The 21,463-nt window shown below is 43.8% G+C and carries 14 protein-coding genes; 12 read left to right on the top strand and 2 right to left on the bottom strand.

Annotation, left to right across the window (positions count from 1 at the left end):
* Positions 1-62 precede the first annotated feature (62 nt).
* The 12 genes from DXN04_RS14720 (at position 63) to DXN04_RS14665 (ending at position 17,635) form a co-directional block, all read left to right on the top strand.
* Positions 63-1,400, top strand: a complete 1,338-nt coding sequence (locus DXN04_RS14720) for a sugar porter family MFS transporter (RefSeq protein WP_116854109.1) — start codon at positions 63-65, stop codon at positions 1,398-1,400.
* 88 nt (positions 1,401-1,488) lie between these two features.
* On the top strand, positions 1,489-2,169 hold the full coding sequence (locus DXN04_RS14715; RefSeq protein WP_116854108.1) for a DUF4369 domain-containing protein: 681 nt from the start codon (positions 1,489-1,491) through the stop codon (positions 2,167-2,169).
* Positions 2,170-2,197: 28 nt separating this feature from the next.
* Entirely contained in the window at positions 2,198-2,542 is a 345-nt protein-coding gene (locus DXN04_RS14710; RefSeq protein ID WP_116854107.1) for a cupin domain-containing protein, read from the top strand.
* Positions 2,543-2,572: 30 nt separating this feature from the next.
* Positions 2,573-3,070, top strand: coding sequence for a ferritin (locus DXN04_RS14705; RefSeq protein ID WP_116854106.1), 498 nt, complete (start codon positions 2,573-2,575; stop codon positions 3,068-3,070).
* Between the two features lie 206 nt (positions 3,071-3,276).
* The gene (locus DXN04_RS14700) at positions 3,277-3,906 is read left to right on the top strand and encodes an RNA polymerase sigma-70 factor (RefSeq protein ID WP_116854105.1); all 630 of its coding nucleotides are present in this window, start codon (positions 3,277-3,279) and stop codon (positions 3,904-3,906) included.
* Positions 3,907-4,000: 94 nt separating this feature from the next.
* The gene (locus tag DXN04_RS14695) at positions 4,001-5,071 is read left to right on the top strand and encodes a FecR family protein (protein WP_158569023.1); all 1,071 of its coding nucleotides are present in this window, start codon (positions 4,001-4,003) and stop codon (positions 5,069-5,071) included.
* A gap of 293 nt (positions 5,072-5,364) precedes the next feature.
* Positions 5,365-8,991 (top strand): SusC/RagA family TonB-linked outer membrane protein, encoded by a 3,627-nt coding sequence (locus DXN04_RS14690; protein WP_116854103.1) that lies wholly within the window; start codon positions 5,365-5,367, stop codon positions 8,989-8,991.
* A gap of 32 nt (positions 8,992-9,023) precedes the next feature.
* Positions 9,024-10,661, top strand: a complete 1,638-nt coding sequence (locus tag DXN04_RS14685) for a SusD/RagB family nutrient-binding outer membrane lipoprotein (RefSeq protein WP_158569021.1) — start codon at positions 9,024-9,026, stop codon at positions 10,659-10,661.
* A gap of 79 nt (positions 10,662-10,740) precedes the next feature.
* A complete protein-coding gene (locus DXN04_RS14680) occupies positions 10,741-11,769 on the top strand; it encodes a sialidase family protein (RefSeq protein WP_233525601.1) in 1,029 nt (342 codons plus the stop codon).
* A gap of 83 nt (positions 11,770-11,852) precedes the next feature.
* Complete coding sequence (locus tag DXN04_RS14675; RefSeq protein ID WP_116854100.1) at positions 11,853-12,362, top strand: DinB family protein; 510 nt, start codon at positions 11,853-11,855, stop codon at positions 12,360-12,362.
* A 643-nt stretch (positions 12,363-13,005) separates the two neighbouring features.
* A complete protein-coding gene (locus DXN04_RS14670) occupies positions 13,006-15,978 on the top strand; it encodes a SusC/RagA family TonB-linked outer membrane protein (RefSeq protein WP_233525600.1) in 2,973 nt (990 codons plus the stop codon).
* Positions 15,979-16,003: 25 nt separating this feature from the next.
* Positions 16,004-17,635, top strand: a complete 1,632-nt coding sequence (locus DXN04_RS14665; RefSeq protein ID WP_116854098.1) for a RagB/SusD family nutrient uptake outer membrane protein — start codon at positions 16,004-16,006, stop codon at positions 17,633-17,635.
* Positions 17,636-17,697: 62 nt separating this feature from the next.
* Here the strand turns inward: DXN04_RS14665 and dinB are convergent, their stop codons facing one another.
* Positions 17,698-18,792: a DNA polymerase IV gene (gene dinB / locus DXN04_RS14660; protein WP_116854097.1), complete on the bottom strand. Its 1,095-nt coding sequence runs from the start codon at positions 18,790-18,792 to the stop codon at positions 17,698-17,700.
* 30 nt (positions 18,793-18,822) lie between these two features.
* The gene (locus tag DXN04_RS14655; protein WP_116854096.1) at positions 18,823-21,378 is read right to left on the bottom strand and encodes a Kelch repeat-containing protein; all 2,556 of its coding nucleotides are present in this window, start codon (positions 21,376-21,378) and stop codon (positions 18,823-18,825) included.
* Positions 21,379-21,463: the final 85 nt, after the last annotated feature.

Here is a 21,463-nt window from a genome sequence, read left to right as displayed (position 1 = left end):
ATAAGGGAGAAATCAAAAAAAGCATATTATATTTATTTTTTTAACCACGTTACTCAGTCAATATGCTTTCTTATCCTGTACGTATCGCCCTGATCGCTGCCCTGGGCGGCTTTCTGTTCGGCTTTGAAACAGCCGTTATTTCAGGCGCGGAAAAAACCATCCAACAATTATGGCAACTCGACTCTTTCTGGCATGGCTTCACGGTGGCTGCCAGTCTGATCGGTACTGTCCTTGGTTCGCTGATAGTAGGTAGTCCAGCCCGCATTCACGGCCGTAAAAAAGTGTTGCTTACTATCGCTGTTATTTTTGTGATTTCGTCTATTGGCTGTGCTTCGGTATCTGCATGGTTCTTATTTGTATTCTTCCGTTTTACAAGTGGGTTTGCAGTTGGTGCATCTTCAGTAGTAGGGCCTATGTACATTTCAGAAATAGCGCCTGCTCATCTCAGGGGCAGACTGGCAGGCATGTTCCAGCTGAACATTGTGGCGGGCATTTTCATTGCTTACCTGACCAATTTCCTCTTTGTAGGTTTAGGGGACCAGGCATGGCGCTGGATGCTGGGTATTATGGTGATACCTTCTGCGCTCTTCTGGATTTTGCTGCGTTCAATTCCTGAGAGTCCACGCTGGCTGATTTTGAATAATCGTGAGGCAGAAGCGATTCCTATCCTGAACCGCTTGCAGGAGGCAGATGTCAACGGTGCTATTCAGTCTATCAAAGAATCAGTACAATCACACCAGGAAAAGCTCTTCCAGGGCAGGTATATGAAACCTGTGATGTATGCGGTATTGCTGGCGATGTTCAATCAGCTTTCCGGTATTAATGCGATCCTGTATTATGCACCGCGCATTTTTGAGATGGCAGGTTTTGATCAGACCAAGGCTTATTTACAGCCGGTGTATATTGGTGCGGCGAATTTGTTGTTTACATTACTGGCGATGACGATGATAGACAGATTTGGTCGTAAGACGCTGATGTTAATCGGCTCAGTGGGAATGATAGTATTCCTGGGGCTGACGGCTTATACATTTAAGGATCTGCAGCCGGCTGATGGTGTAGCGCATGTAGCGAACAGCAATGTATTGATTTACCTGATTGGATTTATAGCATTCTTTGCTTTCTCCCAGGGGGCAGTGATCTGGGTATTTATATCAGAGATCTTCCCGAATTCAGTGCGTTCACAGGGTGGTTCACTGGGGAGTTTTACACACTGGATCATGGCAGCGATTATTTCCTGGACATTCCCGATTATTGTAGAAGGCAGTGCGCATGGTGGCTATTATTCCTTTGTATTTTATAGTGGCATGATGTTGTTGCAGTTGTTGTTTATTTTGAAGGTGATGCCGGAGACGAAGGGGAAATCTTTGGAGCAGATTCAGAAAGAATTGGGTATAAAATAAAGTTTAGAGATAGCGCAAAAAACCACTTCTGTCTTCGGCGGAAGTGGTTTTTTTCATTAAATTAGGAATAATTAACCCTTGCCACGCGATGATAAGACTCCTTCTTGCGCTATTGTTTCCCCTCACGGTAGCTGCACAGCAATCTCCCTTTGTTCTGAAAGGGCAAATAGGGCACCTGGGCCCTGACTGTCACCTGTACCTGAGCTATCTTTCTGATGGGAAAGAAGTTCATGATACCGCACAATTACAGGATGGAAAGTTTGAATTTAAAGGCAGTGTGAGAGAGGTGTCTGATGCCCTGATGCTGCTGTCGACCCCACAAAGTATGGATAATGTAGGTCTGGATGCTATTTTCTTTTATATCGAAAAGGGTACGATGGAACTGAGTGGAAAGGATTCGCTCATGACGGCTATATTTACGGCTGGTCCGGTAAACCAGGAATACCAGGAGCTATTGGCACAGTTGAAACCATTTCGGGAAAGGCAAAAAAGGATTTATCTTGAATACACGTCTGCACCACTGGAAGCAAGGCATATTCCTGCTTTTCAGGCAGCGATTGCGGAGGAATATGCTGCAATGAGAAAAGAGGAAAGGCAGGTATACCTGACTTATGCGGCCAAGCATCCCAATTCGGTTATCAGTGTTACGGCATTGGAATGGTATGCGGATGGGAAGCCGGATCAGCAGGCGGATGATTTGTATCGCCGTTTATCGCCGGCAGTGAGAAACAGTGCGAAAGGGAAAGCCTTTGAAAAGCTCCTGAAATAATTATATTTGATTCACTAACAATCAACAAATGGCGGACTTGTCTGTTTTTTATAAATTAGATGCTGATATTGCATGGCAGCCAACGGATCCCGGCGTGAAAAGAAAGGTCATGGCCTACGGTGAGCAATTGATGATCGTAAAGGTGGCTTTTGAGAAAGGGGCGGTGGGCACCTTGCATTCGCATCCACATCTGCAGATGTCTTATGTGGAGAAGGGGACCTTTGAAGTGGAGATTGCCGGTACCCGGAAGATATTGCAAACGGGGGATGTCTTTTCTGTGCCTTCTGAGGCTATCCATGGAGTGGTGTGCAAAGAGGAGGGGGTACTGATAGATGTCTTTCATCCCATGAGAGAAGATTTTTTACTTAGATAATCAATTGTATATCACCAAAAAGCGAATATTATGTTGTCACAAAGAATGCAGGAAGCGCTGAATAAGCAGGTTTTAATGGAGGCGCAGTCATCACAGGCTTACCTCGCTATGGGAAGCTGGGCAGACATTCAGCCAGGTCTGAAGGGCGTAACAAAATTCTTCTTTAAGCACAGTGACGAGGAGAGAATGCACATGTTGAAACTGATTCATTATATAAATGAGCGTGGAGGTTTTGCCATCGTTCCTGCTTTGGCGCAGCCGGTTCTCACTTTTCCGTCTCTGAAAAAGGCATTTGAAGAGCTTTTTGCGCACGAGGTGAAGGTGAGCGAGGGGATTAATGAACTGGTAGACATCGCATTGCAGGAAAAGGATTATGCGACGCATAATTTCCTGCAATGGTATGTAAATGAGCAGATTGAAGAGGAAAGACTGGCGCGTGAGTGTAATGATAAACTGGAACTGATAGGAGATGACAAATCTGGTCTTTATTTGTTCGATCGTGACATAATGACGATGGAGCAGGAATAGGAAAAATATAACTCCTTGATATAGAGAGGGGGAAGTAGTCTGATAAGGACTGCTTCCCCCTCTTTTTTTGCTCAAATCTGATATGCCTAAATATTAATGTATCGGTAATAATATATATTATAAATAATTAATTCAGAAAGATTTATTATTTTTATTTGCCATATACTTTTACTACATTGCTGTCTGAAATATAATGAAAAGTTAGAATGCAAAAAGAGGTTAATATAAATGATCTATGGGAGCGCTTCACAAAAGGTAGTGATGCCCGGTCATTTGAGGTTTTATTTCACGAATTAAACCCTCGTCTCATCAAATTTTGCACGCTGTACGTTCATTATCAGCAGGTTGCTGAGGAGATAGTTTCGGATGTTTTTGTGAAATGCTGGATGGATAGAGTTCAGATGCAGGTGGTTGAGAAGCCGGAGACATATCTTTTTATTGCGGTAAAAAACCAGGCCCTGAATTATAATAAACGCTTTTCCAGTATCCAGGTAGTGAACATTGAGGATCATGATGGAGGGGGGATACTGATCAATGAGGCCTCGCCGGAGCTGGAGCTGGAGAAGAAGGAATTGATTTTCAAAATGGATCAGGCGATAGGGACTTTACCACGGCAGTGTGGTATTATATTCCGGCTCATCAAGGAAAACGGGATGAAATACAAGGAGGTAGCAGAGATTCTTAATATTTCGCATCGTACTGTACACACGCAGATGCTCCGGGCGATGAAGAAGATGAGTAAGGCGATGGATCCTTATCTGAAGAAGGCAAACCGACAGGCGACAGACAATCTTATTAGTACTATATTAGTTTTATTCATATTTATGGGTAATTAGGACTTGGAGATATATGTTAAAATTTTTTTTAAAGCTTGTACGCATATTACCATTAAAAAATTGTCCTATATACAAAGGGTTATTCCAACGGACAATGAGCGATCGTTTTTTTGAAATGGTTATAAAGGACCTGGTTGGTGACATCACACCTCAAGAAGGCCAGGAACTACAAAATATAATGCGTGAGGATACTGTCTCAGCAAGGCAGTATGACGTGTTCCGTACCTACTGGGCTCAGAATCATACTGATTATATAGATGGGCGCAGGCTTTTTGAAAATGTGCAGTCAAAGATTAATGAGCTGGAAAAAGAAGCAGGTACACCGGTCATGCAAGCGATGATGAAGCCTGTACGTAATACGGGTCGTGTTCGCTGGATGGCAGCGGCAGCATCTCTGGCACTCCTTATTTCGGCAGGCGCTACATATTATATATATCAGCGTGGTTCCATGATGCAAAAAGTGACTGCCAAAGGGCAGAAATCCACTTTTATCATGGAAGATGGTACAAGAGTAACACTCAATGCGGACAGTAAATTAGCATATAGCGAAGACTTTGCAACTAAAAACAGGGAAGTATATCTGACAGGGGAGGCGTTCTTTGATGTTCATGCAGATCCACAAAAACCTTTTATCATCCACACTTCTAAAATGGATATCAAGGTATTGGGTACTGCTTTCAACGTAAAATCTTATCCGGACGAGGCTTCATCGGAAGCTACACTGATTAAAGGGGCGATAGAGGTTACCGTGACTGACAATCCATCTGAGAAAATAATTTTAAAACCATCTCAGAAACTGGTGCTGACCAACTTTGACTCTACCAGGAGGAAAGCTGTCAGCATAAAAGATTTAACACCTAATGTTCCAAGTGTACCGAGTGTAACATCCATGACTTACCTGAATGATAAAAGGGATTCATCGGTAGTAATGGAAACAAGCTGGTTGCAGAACAAACTTGTATTTCAGGATGAGGATTTTGGAACACTGGCCAAGAGAATGGAGCGCTATTATAATATCAGCATCCACTTCAACAGGGTCGGTTACAGACAGTTAAGGTTTACAGGAGTATTGGAGGGAGAGACAATTGCGGAAGCACTGAATGCGCTGCACCTGACAGAGAATTTCAATTATAAAATTGAGGATTCAACGATTGTAATTTATTAAAGAAGAACCAGGTAAATCAAGAAGTTCCTTTCATAAGTAGTGAAAGGTGAGATGAGGACCCTATGCCGATGCCTATGATGTATAATACCTATGGAATCGCACTTTCATTTCACCAGAAACAAAGTAAAACAACTAAAATTTTGTCTATGGGAAAAGAAAGCGATTACTACTGAATAAATGCGGGGATCATTTAAATAATCCCCGCTGAAAGATGACTTATTCCAATAAAATAGCAGGCCTTTTCGCACGAGTACTGCCGTTTTAACACTTTTATCACCTTTAACATCTAAGTTATGAGTTTTTATGTACGCCCCAGGGGCGTCAAGATCCCTTACGGGCTTTTAAGGCCATTGCTGATTTTACAACTAACGTTAGGGTTCATCCTTTTTCTGAATCTGCATGTAGTTGCAAATGTTCTATCCTCAAAAACGATTACACTGAACCTCCGCTCCGTTGAATTTAAGGAGGTGCTTTCTATTATCGAGCATCAGAGCGATTATCGCTTTATGTTCAGCAACAGGAATATCCCTAACAAGAGCAAGGTGGATATTAATGTAAAAGATGCACAGATTAACACTGTGATGGATATGATCCTGGATAAATCAGGTTATACCTATCAGGAGCTGGCGAACAATCTGATTGTGATAGTGCCTATGGGTGAGAGGATCACGACTGTGAAAATCACCGGTAAGGTATTGGATCAAACAGGTGAGGCGCTGATTGGTGCTTCAGTGAAAATCAAAGGAACTTCGGATGGGGTAGCTACAGATGAAAATGGTGGTTTTACTTTAAGTGTACCTGACGATGCAATCCTTGTGGTATCATACGTAGGTTTCAAAACACAGGAAGTTCCTGTAAACGGAAAGACTGCGTTGACTATCACAATGCAGCCTGCAGACAAAATAATCAATGAGTTCGTAGTAACGGCGCTGGGTATCAAGAGGGAAGAAAAAGCCCTTGGTTACGCAGTTTCTACCATTACTTCAGAACAGATTAACGCATCTGGTAACACCAACTTTGCTTCCGCCTTATATGGTAAGGCGGCTGGTGTGAAGATCACAACAGCGCCGGGTGGTGCTACCAGTGCCGTTAACATTCAGATTCGTGGTGTAAACTCCCTGAACTATAGCACCCAGCCGCTGTATGTAGTAGATGGTGTGCAGATCAGAAACAATAACGAAACCGGTGGTGCTGGTGGTAACTCTACCGGTTATTGGGATGACCCACGTATCCGTGGTAACGGTATCCTCGATATCAACCCTACTGATATCGAAAACCTGACCGTATTGAAAGGCGCGAGTGCGACAGCCTTATATGGTTCTGATGCGGCGAGTGGTGTAGTTGTAATCACTACCAAGAAAGGTCAGAAAGGTAGAGGTCTTGGTGTAGATGTTAACTATAGCACTACCCGTGAATCGATCGCTAATGCTCCTCAATATCAAAATACTTATGGTCCTGGCTATGACAGAGCGAGCAACGTATCGTTGGGCGCAAATGAAGAGGGTTGGGTACCGGTAGGTTCTGATGGAACGGTCCGACCCTTTTTCAGAGCTTATGGACAGTTTGGTCCTAAGATGGATGGTCAGATGGTTCCTTGGTGGGATGGCTCTATGCACCCCTATTCACCTCAGCCAAATAACTATAAACAAATGTTTCAGAAGGGATACAATTCAAATTTGAATGTATCCCTTTCGAATATGAACGAAAAAGCGAATTATCGTTTCTCTTATACACGTTCAGATTACAAAGGTATCCAGATTGGTACCCAGCAGGGTAAAAACACCTTCAACCTGAACAGTACTATCAAGCTGCATAGCAAGGTGAGCTTAGATGTGGTGGGTGGTTATGTGAATACGAAAGTGACAAACAGGGCACGTTTGATGAACCGTCTCTTCAACTCCTTCGATGGTTTCTTTAGCCGTGCTGAAGATATGGCGGTGGTGTTCGATAAGTACAAAACTACCAAAGGTTACAAATGGGTACCTTATGATAAAACACAGCTCAACCCGGATGAGGCCCTGGTTTACCAGGTTCGTCCTGAACTGTTGAACTTCCTGTGGTACCAGTTGCGTAATAATGAAGTGGAAAACCAGGACCGTTTATTGTCCAGCGTAACACTGAACATTGATCTCGCAAAAGGCCTGAAACTTCGTACGAGAGTAGGTAATGACTTTACCAGTATCAATACTGAAGCTAAGAGCTATAACGAATATCCTATCGCATTCAATACTACCAGCAGTACAGGTTCATATGGTGTAACCAAAAACCGTTACGCTATCGTGTATACAGACCTGTTAGCAACGTATGCAAATGATCAGACGAAGGTGTTTGGTTATAGTATCAGTGGTGGTTTCCAGAGCCGTCAGGAAAGCTTTACCGATCAGACTTCCTCTACAAGTGGTGGTTTGGTAACTGCGAACTGGTTCTCTCTGAACAACTCCTACAATTCACAGACAACTTCTGAGGTACGTAGCAAGCTGCTGAAATACGCTTTCCTGGGTATTGCAAACTTTAGCTACAAGAACTACCTGTTCCTGGAAGGTACTGCCCGTCAGGAGAAATCTTCTACACTGCCTATTAATAATAATTCCTATTTCTATCCTTCTGTGAACTCTTCCTTCATCTTCACAGATGCGTTTGAAATGCCGAAATGGCTGAGCTACGGTAAGATCCGTGCATCCTATGGTATGGTGGGTAACGCGCCTCCTCCATATGAAGCAAACATCGTGTATACGCAGAAACCACTCTCTACTACTACCGGTTCTGTGCCTGTACTGACTGCGCAGAATGCTTATGGTAACGAGAACCTGAAATCTGAAAAGAAGACAGAAATGGAGTTCGGTCTCGAAACCAAAATGTTGCAGAACAGAGTGGGTGTAGATATCTCCGTGTATAACAGTAAGGTGAAAGACCTGTTGATGCGTTTGTCTACCGCAGCATCCAATGGTGCGCTGACACGTATCACCAACGTAGGTGAATTGAACAGTAAGGGTCTTGAAATCGCTTTCAATGCGAATCCGCTGAAACGCCCTAAAACAAACTGGAATACCCGTCTGAACTTCGCATTCAACAACTCTAAAGTTGTGAGCCTGGCTGATGGTGTAAACCAGATCGTATTTAAAGGTGGTGATGCAAACTCTGTGGAAATCGTAGCGGAAGTAGGTCAGACAATCGGTAATATCTATATGTATCCTCTGGCTACTGACGATAAGGGTAACAAGCTGGTGAACTCCAGTGGTATGTACTATGTAGACAAGTCAAGATATGAGAAAGCTGGTAACATCCTGCCTAAAGTAGTAGGTGGTTGGTCCAACACTTTCAGCTATAAAGCACTGACGCTTGATCTGACTATCGACTACCGCTTTGGTGGTGAAATCCTGTCTATGCCACAGAAATATGGTACTAACGCAGGTATGTTCCAGTCTACCATGAAATACAGAGACGAAGCAAACGGTGGTCTGCCTTATTATGTAAATGAACAAGGTGTTGCTACCAGACTGCCTAGTCACAATTCAGTATCTCCGTATGGTAAAGTATACCATGACGGTATTATCCTGCCTGGTAAGAAAGATTCAGATGGTTCAGATAACGATATGATTATTGAAGCTGCGAACTACTACCTGACTGTATATGATGCTTCTTCCAATGGTTATAATGGTCCTGCAGTAATCAGGAACAATTATATCAAATTCAGAGAGGCCGTGTTAAGCTATAATCTGTCAAGAGGTACAGCTCAGAAGTTGCACATGCAGAATATTCGCTTATCATTGATCGGTAGAAACCTGTTCTACTTCTACAGAACCCTGAAGAACATTGACCCTGAAGCTCCTGTAGGTCAAAGCTGGTTAAACCAGGGTGTTGATGAAGGTTCTACCGGTGCTACCCGCAGTATTGGTTTTAGTTTAAATGCAAGCTTCTAACTATTCTGAAGACCTAACAAACAGACATGATCATGAAGAAATATTTGTTACATATAAGTTGTGTTTTTGCCCTGGCCATTGGAATGTCCGGGTGTAAAAAGCAATTGGAAGAATATTATACAAATCCCGATAAAACAACCAACCCTACCATTGAGAAGTTATTCTCCTCAATGATGGATAATAACCGTGTTCGTCCTACTTACTGGGACCTTCGTACTTTGCAGTTCAACCAGATGGGAAAGTATTGTCAGATGACAGCTTACCTCAATGAACTGACAACGTATTCCCAGATCGACGATTACATCCAGAACCGCTGGAACGACTTCTACACGCCTAATAACCAGGGGAACAATGCGAATGATGCAGGTAGTGGTAGTGGTCCGTTGGCACAGTATCGTACTATGCAGCGCCTGTTCAAGGAGCTGCCTATCGATGAGCGTCCAAACATGGAAGTGTTCATGATGGCTGGTAGAGTATTGTTGCTGGACCAGGCTGCACAAATGGTGGATATGTTCGGTGATATTCCCTACTCCGAAGCGGGTAGTCTGGATGCAACTGCAACTATCTCCAATCCTAAATTCGATTCTCAGCAGGAAGTATACGATACTGTACTGACACAGTTAAAAGAAATGGCGGACTGGTTTGCAGCTGCTACCCTGAACACGGTAGCTACTTCAGCATTCGCTAACCAGGATTTTGTGAACCATGGTAGTCTGACCAAATGGCGTAAGTATATCAACTCCCTGCGTCTTCGGTACCTGATGCGTCAGTCTTATGTATATGAAGACAGGGCTAAGACTGAGATCCAGGAAATCCTGGCCAACCCACTGCAGTATCCGCTGGTAGATGGTGATGGTGTAGGAGATAACTATAGTCCGGTTAATACTGACGTGCTGGTATTCCAGCTGACAAACTATACGAATAATCTGGATAATGCCTTTACTGAAATTAAGGCGCAGGCTGCCCCGGATTATATGCTGAATACGGTAATGTTACCAGTGAGTGACCCACGTATTCCGCTGATGTTTGATAAATTTGGTGTGACGATCAATAAGGTGTTTTATCCGAATGCTACATATAGGGCGATGTCTCAGCAGTGGACGCAGGTAATGCAGAGTGACAGTATCAACTATTATTCTACTATTGACTCTACGACCTACCGTTTCAACTCTCACCTGCCTGGTATTATGATGACGGCTGCTGAAACCAACTTCCTGAAAGCTGAAGCTTTTGAACGTTGGGGCCTGTCTGGTGGTACTGCAGCAGCGAGCTATAACCTGGCAGTACGTCAGGCAATTGCCTTTTCTTACTACCTGCACTCTACGAATACTACACAGTACGAAGCTGTAACACAGCCTTCTACTGCTGATGTAGATGCGTTCATGGCGAAGCCTGCTATTGCTTATTCCGGTACTTCTGATGAGAAACTGGGTAAGATCTGGACACAGAAATGGTTAGCATATGGATTTACACAGTGTGGACAGGCATGGGCTGAATACCGCAGAACCAAGTATCCACAGATTACTGTATGGCAGTCTACATCTTCCATTTATCCTTTACCTCCTACCAGGTTCACTTATCCTGCTAGTGAGAAGGCGTATAACACCAGTTATTCTTCTGTACAGGCAAATGATACTAGAACAACAAAAATCTTCTGGGATGTAAAATAATAACCGCACTTATAATTTAGATGGTGGAAGGCCGCAAGGATTTTTATCTTTGTGGCCTTCCTGTTTTTAAATGAATGATATGAAGAAAGGGTTTTTGTCATGTTTATTATTGAGTAGCCTGTTACCCGTGATGGCACAGCAGAAGGCTACCCTGGTAAGAGAAGAAATGGTAATGGACAAACCGCCGGTACCGGCAGCGCATGCCTCCACTATGACGGAGCTGGCTGATGGCCGCCTGATGATGGCGTGGTTTGGGGGAAGCCGGGAGAGTGCGAAGGATGTATGTATTTATACTGCTATATATGCGAAGGGGAGATGGTCTGCACCGGTGGTGGTAGCTGATGGTGTGGTGAATGATTCTACCAGGTATGCGGCATGGAACCCGGTATTGTATACTAATAAGAAAGGGGAATTGTTGTTATTTTATAAGGTAGGACCTAATCCCCGTGAGTGGTGGGGAGTGATGAAGACTTCTAAGAATAATGGTAAGACCTGGTCTAAGGCGCTGCCATTGCCGGATAGTATTTTGGGGCCGATCAGGAATAAGCCGGTTTTGTTGTCAAATGGCTTATTGCTGCATCCTTCCAGTACGGAGAGCCTGGATGAGAAGGTATGGAATGTGCACGTAGAGTTTTCTGATATATATGGAAAGAACTGGAAGCGGGTGAATGTGAATTGTGATACGTTTGGAGTGATACAGCCTACTATTCTTTTCCATCCCGGGAATAAGCTGCAAATGCTGTGCAGGAGCAGGCAGAATGCGATTGTAGAGAGTTGGTCTGTGGATAATGGGCTGACCTGGTCTCCACTGAGGAAACAGGATATGCTGAATCCGAATAGTGGGATCGATGCGGTGACTTTGAAGAGTGGGGTACATGTGTTGATTTATAACCCGGCGGTAAGTGGGAAAGACTGGTCTGATGGCAGGAATGAGCTGAGAGTAGGTGTATCAAAGGACGGGGAGCATTGGGAGGATGTGTATGAACTGGAGAAGCATCCGAAGGGGGAGTTTAGTTACCCGGCGGTGATAGAGGGGAAGAATGGGGAAATACATATTAGTTATACATATGATAGGAAGAATATTAAACATGTGGTGATAAGACTTTAAATAACCTGTGAGGTTTTACCTTTGTTTGGTAAAAACCTTACAGGGTTTTTTTTAGTATAATTTTGATAGTAAACGATCTATATATGAGTCAGCAACTTGAAGTCTGGATGCGTGGCCCCATTTCCGGCATCCCATCCCTCCTCCAGCCTGTAGCCCATGCCCTCCTGCAAGCGCAGGAAGAAATCCACACCCAGCTCAAAGACTTTCCAGAATCCAGGCTCTGGGACACCCCGTTCGACTGTGCTTCTGTTGCTTTCCATCTTCAACACATCAAAGGGGTACTCGATCGCCTTTTCACCTACGCCGAATCCAAATCCCTCAGTGAGGAGCAGCTCAGCGATCTCGCAGCAGAAGGCAGGAAGCAGGCACACATTTCCCTGCACTCCCTGCTTGCTGCACTCGATGCACAAATTATTATCAGTCTTGCCAAATTAAAAGCTACTGAAGAATACGCTCTTGCCGTACCCCGTGGTATTGGCAGGAAACAAATTCCTACTACACTGGGTGGCTTATTATTCCATGCAGCAGAACACACTATGCGCCATACAGGGCAGTTACTTGTCACTATTAAAATATTAAAACATCATTCCTAACGTACATGCATGTGTTAGAAAAATATCTTGCTTCATGCATAAGCATCTAATTGTTAATGAATTTTAAACATTGTTAACACAATTTAAAACCCGGCTTATCAGTTTTGGATTGTGAAAAACTTCTCTATTTTTACTACCGGTAGCTAAATCTAAGTCTCTAAAAGAGAACAGATGTAGCATTGAGAGAGTAGCAAAGTAATAGATAAAACTTGTAGACAGCATTGTATTAATCGACGTTATTGAATCTGGAAGTTACATTGTTTTTAATCAGTCATTTTAAACGAACTAAAATCTAAATGGAGATGATGATTGAATCTGCGTAATACCTGCCAGTTTATTTTTCAAAAATTTTTGTGCGGATTGAAAGACCTGATTTCCAGTGAGTATTGTTTTTGAGGTGTCGAACTAAACCAAGGCTTTTGTACACTGCCTATTCCAGCAGTGACAAGAGAAGCCCGTGTATTTTCTAATCGTAACTAAATGCGCTGAAAACGATATTTCATCGCAAAGGGGAACGTATTGTCATTTAATTACCAACAATTGTTTTTGCTGCAACCGAGAATTGCGGTGAATAGGGGGGAAGTATGTGCCAACTTTAAAAGGAATCGCTTAATAGTTCTACTTAATACCAAAATCGATGTATATGAAGAGAAGACTAGTTTTTCTTTCTCGGATATGCCTGCACAGTATATGGATGTTATTCCTCTCCATGCTGGCATTTTCCCAGTCCCGCACCATTACCGGAAAGGTTGTGGATGCAAGCGGACAAAGTCCCTTACCCGGCGTAACCGTACAGGTAAAGGGTGCTACTATCGGCACCCAGACCAAGGTAGACGGTTCCTATACCCTGAATATTCCAGGTGGTTCTGTCTCCCTGGTATTCACCTTCGTAGGTTACAAGACTACAGAGATCGCTGTAGGTACTTCCAATACTGTCAATGTAACTTTAACTGCTGATGTGACTGCATTGAAAGATGTGGTGGTAGTAGGTTATGGTACGCAGAAGAAGCAGGAAGTGACTTCGGCAATTACTTCTATTGAACCATCCGATTTCCGCCAGAGTGGTGCGCGTAATGCACTGGACCTGGTACAGGGTAAAGTAGCGGGTCTGCAGATTACCCGTACCGGTGGTTCTAACCCTAATACAAGCCCTGCTATCCAGTTGCGCGGTGTAACGTCATTGACTGGTAGCATGTCGCCACTGATCGTAATCGATGGGATCCCAGGTGGTAACCTGGACCTGCTGCAACAGGATGATATCGCGAGCATTTCCGTACTGAAAGATGGTTCTGCTGCTGCGATCTATGGTACCCAGGCGAATGGTGGTGTAATTATCGTAACTACCAAGAAAGGTGTGAAAGGCCCTGCCCGCGTTACTTACAACAACTACTTCCGTAAAGAATACAAATCGCGTATACCTAAGTTCCTCACTGCCGATGAATATGCAGCGAAGATTGCCAGTGGCGAAATCAACGCTACTGACAAAGGCTACAGAACTGATTTCGTAGACCTGCTGGTAAATCATGACAACTTAACGCAAAACCATAACCTGGCTTTCTCAGGTGGTGGCGAGCAGTCTAATTACCGTGCAAGTGTGTACTACCTGAACCAGGAAGGTATCCTGAAAGCCAACGAGCGCCAGCAGTATGGTGGCCGTCTGAGCATCACTTCAAAAGGTCTGAATGACAGGTTGACTTCCCAGTTTAACCTCGCTACCAACTTCAATAAAGCAAACCTGCTGACTGATGGTGGTAACCTGCAGGGTTATTATACTTTCAACCCTACTTATTCTCCATACAATCCTGATGGTTCCTGGTATTTTGAACAAACCAGCACCAATGAACTGGCGAGAATCAATCAGCAGACTGACATCCGCCAGCAACAAACTACTTCAGGCGATGCGAAGGTATCCCTGGATATCGTGAAAGGTCTGAAGGGTTCCATCTTTGGCTCTGTAACCCGTGATAGCTGGACTGAAGGCGGTTATGCTGACCTCCTGTCTGAGCTCTCTGTAGAGAACTACGATTCCACCGGTTATGCATTTCAGGCTTCTTTCCTGAACATTAAGTATGCTGTAGAACCTACCCTGGAATATAATATCACTGTTAACAAGAACCATAACTTCACTGCTATTGGTGGTTATAGTTACCGTTATGAAGTAGAACAATATTTTGATGCCAATAACTATGGCTTCGTAAATGATATCTTCCAGGAGAACAACCTCGGCGCAGGTAATATGCTGCTGACCGGTAAAGCAGGTATGAGCAGCTATAAGAATGATAACAAGCTCATCGCATTCTTTGGCAGGGTCAACTATAACTACAAGGACAAATACATGGCCAGTGTAATCCTGCGTCATGAGGGTTCTTCCCGTTTTGGTGCGAACAACAAGTGGGGTAATTTCCCTGCCTTGTCCGTAGGTTGGAACATGCGTGATGAACCATTCATGCAGGGTGTTACTTTCCTCGATGACCTGAAACTGAGAGCAGGTTATGGTGTGACCGGTAACTCTGGTATCAGCAACTATAGCTCTCTCGTTACTATGGGTACGGGTGGTAACTATATCAACCCGGATGGTGTATGGCGCCAGACTTATGGTCCAAACAAAAACCCTAACCCGAACCTGAAATGGGAAAAGAAATCTGAGTACAACGTGGGTGTTGACTTCAGTTTCTTCAAAGGTCGCATCACCGGTGCGGTGGATGTGTACAAACGTATCACCAAAGACCTGCTGGAAAACGTAACTACCCAGCTGCCTCCTTTCGTGACCAACAGCATTTATGCAAACGTAGGCCAGGTATCTTCCAAAGGTGTGGAACTGACCCTGAGTGGTATTCCTGTCAGAACCAAAGATTTCTCCTGGACTGTTGATGTGGCATTCAGTAATTCAAAGAATACGCTGGACCGCTACTCTAACGAACTGTATACGATCAAGTATCAGTCTTATGCTGACATTGGTGGTTACGGTGCGTTGGGCAATGCGATCCGCACTTACGAAGGTGACCGTATCGGTAACTTCTATGGTAAGCGTTTTGCCGGTCTGACTGATTCCGGTGACTGGTTGTTCTACAAAGCTGATGGCACGAAAGCGCCGGCTGACCAGCTGGACAGCGAGAAAGACTTTGCTGTGATTGGTAATGCTGTTCCAAAAGTATACCTGTCTTTCACCAACACCTTTAAGTATAAAAACTTTGACCTGAGAGCGTTCTTCCGTGGTAAGTTCGGTTACAACATCCTGAACACTATGGAAATGTTCTATGGTTCAAAAGCTTCTCTGCCTAGCAATGTGCTGGAAACAGCATTTACTAAAAATGGCAAGATCACTGGTGGTTACCAGTACTCTGACTACTACATTGAGAAAGGTAATTTCATGAAACTGGATGAACTGACACTGGGATATACTGTTCCGTTCAAGAGCAAGAAAACCTTCCAGAGCATGAGATTGTATGCTACAGCATCTAACCTGTTTATCATCACTAAGTACACTGGTAATGATCCTGACTACGTAAGAGATACAGGTTTGAAACCAGGTGTGGATGCTTTGAATGCATCTGATGACCGTACGCCTTACATGGGCACCCGCGGTTTTATGGTTGGACTGAATGTAGGATTCTAACATGTACCCATTTAAAACTTGTCGAATGAAACGATTTAAAAAGATAGCTGTATACACAAGTTTAGCTTTACTTCCGGTACTGGCAAACAGCTGTACAAACCTGGATGAAAAAGCATACGATACGCTGCTCACAAATAACTTCTATAATAATAGGAACGAAGTAGTGTCTGCCGTACTCAGGCCCTACACACACGCGAATGCATGGATTACCCCCGGTCAGAGTGGCTGGTGGCGTTTGAGTGAACTCTCCGGCGATCAGCTGGCATGGCCGCAGAAAGGTCGTCATGGTTACGATAATGGTCAGTGGATCCGTTTGCACTATCATACCTGGACTGTAGATGAATCCACAGTGCTGAACTGCTGGAACCTGTTGTGGACAGGTCTTGGTTTCTGTAATGATGCCATTGGTAACATCGAAGGTCGTGATGCTGCGAAGATGGGGCTTTCACAGGAAGAGAAAGATGGTTTCACAGGTGAGCTGCGTTTGCTGCGTGCTTTCCACTACCTGCGCCTGATGGATATCTATGGTAATATTCCGATTGTAACTACAGTAGGTGAACCGGTAAGTCCTGAGACAAAGCCACGTGCTGAAGTATTTTCTTTCATCGAAAAGGAAATCAAGGACAATATTGACAAGAGTCCGAACCTGTCCAAAGCATTGCTGGGCCGTATGTCTAAAGCGGGTGGTTATGCTATGCTGGCTGAATTGTACCTGAATGCTGAGAAGTGGTCTGGTACTGCACGCTGGGATGATTGTATCGCTGCCTGTGATGCACTCATCAACAGTACTGCGGGTGGTATGAATGGTGCGTTGGCACTGGATACTAACCTGACAGATACTTACAAACCAAACAATGATCTGTCTAAAGAGATTATCTTCTCTATCGCTTACGACTATATCATTTCTAACTTTGCGCCACAATGGCCTGGTGATTTCTATCACTTCAACCAGGGTCAGATCAATGGTAACCCGATCAATGGTAATGATGGGGTAGTGGTGATCCCTGGTGTGTATACTACATTTGATGATGCTGACAAGCGTAAGAAAGAGTGGCTGCTGATTGGTCCACAGTGGAAATATGGTTCCAATGGTACTGATCCGGTGATTGCCAGCGGTGGTAATGAGTATGATGGTCAGCAGCTGGTGTTTGTGGATAATATCCGTAAGAATGCACAGGGTAGCACTGTTTCTGATATGACGCAGGGTGAGGAGAACAGTGGGGTACGTTTTAATAAGTACAGACTGGGACCTTTGACTGATCCAAGTTATCGTAGTTGTGACTGGGCGGTATATCGTTTGTCATGGATCTATTTTGTGAAAGCTGAGGCGATCATGCGTAAGAATGGCGGTGTGGCTACACAGGAGGCAGTGGATCTGGTGAATACGATTAAGCAGCGTGCTTATAGTGCGGCTGACTGGCCTGCGCATGCATATACCACTGCGACCCTGACGATGGATGAGTTGCTGGCTGAGTTGGGTCGTGAGTTTATTTTTGAGGGGTATAGAAGGCAGGAGCTGATTCGTTTTGGAAAGTATACTACAGGAACATGGTGGGATCACAATGCTTCTGAGTCTTACAGGGAGTTGTTCCCGATTCCAAGGACGCAGTTGCAGTTGAATACGAATCTGAAGCAGAATGATGGGTATCCGAACTAGGTTTTGTTCTAATTAATAGTTAATAAAAAAGGTTTTGCCGGAGGCAAAACCTTTTTTATTATTTAGTCAAATAGCGATAACTGTGTACTATTCCCATGTATAGCTATCACTTCTCCAAAATTCGACAAAGAAATCCCCAATAAGCGAATTGCCTTCTCCTCATGGTCCACCGCTGCCAATAATTGCTGTGCTGTCTTGACAATCACTTCCAGGTCATCTGTCGCAAACGGCAAGGATTGATTCCTCGTGATCTGCTTAAAATCGCTATACTTTATTTTCAGCGTAATGGTACGTCCCTTTAAATTGTGCCTTTTAAGCCTTGTAGCGACCAATGCCCCGATTCTTTCCAATTCCTTGTTCAGCGTTTCAATCTCCGTTAAATCGACCGGAAAAGTGTCTTCTGCACCTGCTGATTTCGTTTCCCTGTGTGGCTGTACTTCTCTCTCATCAATGCCCCTGACTATGCGATAATAAAACGCACCAGGTTTCCCGAAATATTGTTTTATTTCATTCTCCGACAAGCGCTTCAGATCTGCCCCTGTATGCAGGCCCATCTTCTTCATTTTCTCCGCCGTCACTTTTCCTACCCCATGAAATTTCTCTACCGGCAATTGTTCCATGAAACCCGTAATCTGAGAAGGCCCGATAAACGTTAAGCCATCCGGCTTATTCATATCCGAAGCTATTTTTGCCACAAACTTATTGATGGAGACTCCAGCTGATGCTGTCAATCGCAGCTCATCTTTTATTGCCTGTTTGATGAGTCTGGCAATCTCGATTGCCGATCCAATCCCCTGTTTATCCACACTCACATCCAGGTAAGCCTCATCCAAAGAAAGGGGTTCTATCAGATCTGTATACCTGCTGAAGATCTCCCGGATATGCCTGGACACATCTTTGTACACATCAAATCTTGGATAAACAAAAATCCCGTCAGGGCAGAGTTGTACCGCTCTCCTGGAAGACATGGCAGAACGGACCCCGAATTTACGGGCTTCGTAAGAGGCTGTAGCGACCACCCCTCTGCTATTGGGGGAGCCTCCTACGATGACAGGTTTGCCGCGGTACTCTGGATGATCCCGCTGTTCTACGGAAGCATAGAAAGCATCCATATCAATATGAATGATCTTTCTTTTTTTATTTGCTTCCTGTTCCATGGCACCTGTCTATAAGGTACAAAGATACAATTAATCATTGACCATCACCGCCAGATAATCTTTTTCAAATGGCTCTCCATAGATGTCCTCATATTCATGCTTAAATGTTCTGAACAGGCTTCTCGCTGTCGCATGCTGGTGCATGGCAACCAGTGCCCGGCATTTGTACATCACCGCCTCTTCGCAGAGGGAGTCAAAATGCAGCATACTATCGCAGGTTTGTATGATCTCTTCAGGCTGTAACTGCTCTGCATGTTCATCCAGGTACCTGGTGAATATATTGAGCAGTTCTGTACAAAGGTCCGATTTAAATTTATCCAGCCAGCTGTAATCTGTTTCCATCAGTAAGCCTCCCCGGCCACATACCTGTACTAATTGTGAGATGTGCTGCTGCTGGATTAACTGGTGGCAATGCCGGAGATCCACATATACATCTTCTTCAAATGTTAATTTCCATTTTCCGTTTTCCTTGGCTAAGCTATAGTCACCTAGTTTCTCCAGGATGTTTTTCAACTTCACCATATTTACGGACCGGTTATTTTTGGCATCTTTTACCGATCGTCCTGTCCAGAGTATTTCATTAATTTTTTCTGAGGAGATGCCTTTTCTGCCGAAGCAGGAATGTAAGCAGATTAATAAGAACAACTCTTTCACCAGGGGACTGAATAGTTTACTGATATCGTTTCCTTCTTTATCGATGACGGTGAAATGTCCGAATAAATATATTGCTGCTTTTTTCTTTTCAACAGGTGCTGGTAATTCCAGGATTCTGAATACCGGTGCCTGCTTTGGTGGTGCGGGTAAGTGATAAACAGCAATGACCGGTGCAGGTTGTGCCTGTTGCTTTCTTCTGAATGAAAGACCGATTAATAAGGTGGTTAATGTTAGCAGTCCCCAGAGCAGGTATTCATAATTTCTTTCCACCACGCTTTCTTCCGGCATTAATAATGCAGGAGGGAAAAGGATGGTGTTAATCTTTATTTCTGTTACATTATTCTCTGATGTATACAGGGAAACAGCGATGAGTTCCTGTCCTTTTGCATAATAATATAAAGAGGCGGTGGATTTAATATCGTAGAACTGGTAGGGAATTTCATTGCCCAGTTTTGTGTATTCCGGTTTATCCAGTGATCCTTTTATTAGTTGAAGAGAGGATTCCATCCTGTCATTCGCATATGTCAGTGCATAGTATGAATGCTCTTTAGTATCTATTACCATCGCATTGCCAAAGGCCATGGGCACTTCCGGCTTATCAAGCGTATAGATTTTTTTGAAGGAATGCTTCTTTACATCAAATAATAAGAGGTCATAAAAGTTTTCGGGATTCAATAGTTGATCGCCTGTAGCACTACCATGTCCACCCAGGATGTAAGCGGAGTCACCGTTGTCAGTAGCACCCAGTGCGGCCATATATCTTGGTGAGAATTTATCGCCTTTTGCAATGACTGTTTTCCACTGATCATCTGCGGTACTGTATTGCTGTACCTCTGCTGTATAGTGATAATGTCCGTATCCACCAAAGATATAGAGACTGCTATCGTATGAAGAGTAGAAGTGATTATGCTGCCAGAATCCTGTTATTTTATTTCCTTCTGAGGGCTTGCTCCAGGTGCGTTGTGCGTCATTGTACCAGGCTACCTGCTGATTATCTACAAAGTAGTTCATAAGCTGGTGCCGTTTTGTATCGTATTCAGTTACATTTCCCGGGGCTAATTGCCTGGCTTGTGCGAGTGGTACTGCGCTAAGTTTATTCCCATTGCAGGAGAACTGGTACAGGGAGTCGCTGCCTGTTATATATAAGATACCTTTTTCTTTATCGAATGTTAAGCCTGCGTTACCATTTACCGTAAGTGTTTGTCTTGTGTTCCATTCACTATATGCTTTTGCAAGCCAGATAGGATGTTCGATTTCAGCTTTGCTATGATTGATCAGGTCAATGTCCCTGTCTCCATCATGTTGTCGCAATGCCCAGTGGTATTGTGTTTTGCCTGCCTGTGCAATCTGTACGTCGCGCAGACGCATGGAAGGAAGGTCATATGTATTACTATGTTTATAGTGATTAGCGCCGAAGATAATGTGCAGCTGGTTTCCTAAAGCAGCAGGCATGGTGGTGCTTCCCGCCGGTTGGCCGTTGATTTTTAGAGTAGTGATACGTGTATGCTGGTTGAATGAAAACTGCAGGTGATACCATTTTCCTACCACTTCTGCTGGTGGAAATTTGAATAGAATACCTGTGTATTCATCTCCTGATATGAGATTGATGGACTGTGTCTGGTTACTATATATAAGGTCTGTATTCTGGCCCTGTTCATTGGTGATCCTAAAAATGTAACCGAAATAAGAATCATATCCCGGTGCAAAAGAAAGATCAAATGTCAGATCCAGATCATCCTTTACAGTAAGCGGTTTGTCTGGAAAAAGATTCAGTGAAGTACGTAACTCCTGTGCGATTTTTTTACCTGCAAACTCAAGACCATACACGTTCTGGCCATATGATTCATATGGCAATAATGCGAACACTGACAACAGAATAGTAGTAATAAATATATGGTTCTTTACTACAACAGATGAGGGAAGCCCTGGCATACTCCGATTGGCTTTTTTAAATAACGTGGCAAATTAGTTTTTGGTTGTCTATTAACCGCAAAAGGTAAGTTAAGTTAACTTTAAA

Source organism: Chitinophaga silvisoli (genome assembly GCF_003412465.1).
Lineage (GTDB): Bacteria > Bacteroidota > Bacteroidia > Chitinophagales > Chitinophagaceae > Chitinophaga > Chitinophaga silvisoli.
The sequence above is the reverse complement of the archived record's forward strand: the minus strand, read 5'-3'. Positions and strand labels throughout refer to the sequence as shown.

Bases quoted from the DNA above. Each gene is read 5' to 3' on its own strand.
- dinB (WP_116854097.1), bottom strand. From the start codon at position 18,792: ATGGAACAGGAAGCAAATAAAAAAAGAAAGATCATTCATATTGATATG.
- DXN04_RS14695 (WP_158569023.1), top strand. From the start codon at position 4,001: ATGAGCGATCGTTTTTTTGAAATGGTTATAAAGGACCTGGTTGGTGAC.
- DXN04_RS14690 (WP_116854103.1), top strand. From the start codon at position 5,365: ATGAGTTTTTATGTACGCCCCAGGGGCGTCAAGATCCCTTACGGGCTT.
- DXN04_RS14680 (WP_233525601.1), top strand. From the start codon at position 10,741: ATGAAGAAAGGGTTTTTGTCATGTTTATTATTGAGTAGCCTGTTACCC.
- DXN04_RS14720 (WP_116854109.1), top strand. From the start codon at position 63: ATGCTTTCTTATCCTGTACGTATCGCCCTGATCGCTGCCCTGGGCGGC.
- DXN04_RS14655 (WP_116854096.1), bottom strand. From the start codon at position 21,378: ATGCCAGGGCTTCCCTCATCTGTTGTAGTAAAGAACCATATATTTATT.
- DXN04_RS14670 (WP_233525600.1), top strand. From the start codon at position 13,006: ATGAAGAGAAGACTAGTTTTTCTTTCTCGGATATGCCTGCACAGTATA.
- DXN04_RS14705 (WP_116854106.1), top strand. From the start codon at position 2,573: ATGTTGTCACAAAGAATGCAGGAAGCGCTGAATAAGCAGGTTTTAATG.
- DXN04_RS14665 (WP_116854098.1), top strand. From the start codon at position 16,004: ATGAAACGATTTAAAAAGATAGCTGTATACACAAGTTTAGCTTTACTT.
- DXN04_RS14715 (WP_116854108.1), top strand. From the start codon at position 1,489: ATGATAAGACTCCTTCTTGCGCTATTGTTTCCCCTCACGGTAGCTGCA.
- DXN04_RS14675 (WP_116854100.1), top strand. From the start codon at position 11,853: ATGAGTCAGCAACTTGAAGTCTGGATGCGTGGCCCCATTTCCGGCATC.
- DXN04_RS14685 (WP_158569021.1), top strand. From the start codon at position 9,024: ATGAAGAAATATTTGTTACATATAAGTTGTGTTTTTGCCCTGGCCATT.
- DXN04_RS14710 (WP_116854107.1), top strand. From the start codon at position 2,198: ATGGCGGACTTGTCTGTTTTTTATAAATTAGATGCTGATATTGCATGG.
- DXN04_RS14700 (WP_116854105.1), top strand. From the start codon at position 3,277: ATGCAAAAAGAGGTTAATATAAATGATCTATGGGAGCGCTTCACAAAA.